General features: G+C 56.8%; 1 protein-coding gene. It reads right to left on the minus strand.

Annotation, left to right across the window (positions count from 1 at the left end; translation table 11 throughout):
• Positions 1-646, minus strand: a 646-nt coding sequence (locus ACZXDY_RS46260; protein ID WP_464350066.1) for a sensor histidine kinase, incomplete at both ends; no start/stop codon positions are given.

Below are 646 nucleotides of genomic sequence, written 5' to 3' on the forward strand. Positions count from 1 at the left end.
ATTTTCGTAATCGATCATGCCGCCGAGTTGCTGTGATAGCAGAGATACAACCCGCGATCCGACGCCTTCCGGCTGCTGCGTTCGGATGCCGACGCCGTTGTCACTCACACTAAGGACCACTTCGCCATCGGTATGAAGGTCGACGTGGATATGACCCGGCCGCTCGTCCGGGAAGGCATACTTTAGGCTGTTCGTAACAAGCTCATTGACGATGATCGCGATTGGGACGGCCTGCTCGCTGTGAATATACAGCTCATCCGCCCGAGCCGTGATCGCTACAGGGCTTGTCCCAGTGAGTGACGCGGAAAGATGCTGGCATATTTCTGTGAGATACTGCTTGGCATCGACGACCTTCCGCTCGGCCCTGATCGTGAGGTGATCGTAGACCTTTGCCATCACCTGGATGCGTGAGGCCATGTCGCCGAGCGCGTCGGCCGCGCTGACGCCGGCCTGCTTGGCCTGCAATCGCATCATCGCGGATATCATGGCTAAATTGTTCTTCGTGCGATGCGCCAACTCCATGAGAAGAACCGTTTTCGCTTTCTCGGCGGCAACCACCCTCTCCAGTTCGTTACGAAATCCCTCTGCAACTAGGCCGATACCGAGACCCGTCGCAACGAAGAATCCCAAAGGTAGAAGATGGGCA

This window comes from Bradyrhizobium sp. LeoB3, from assembly GCF_055456055.1.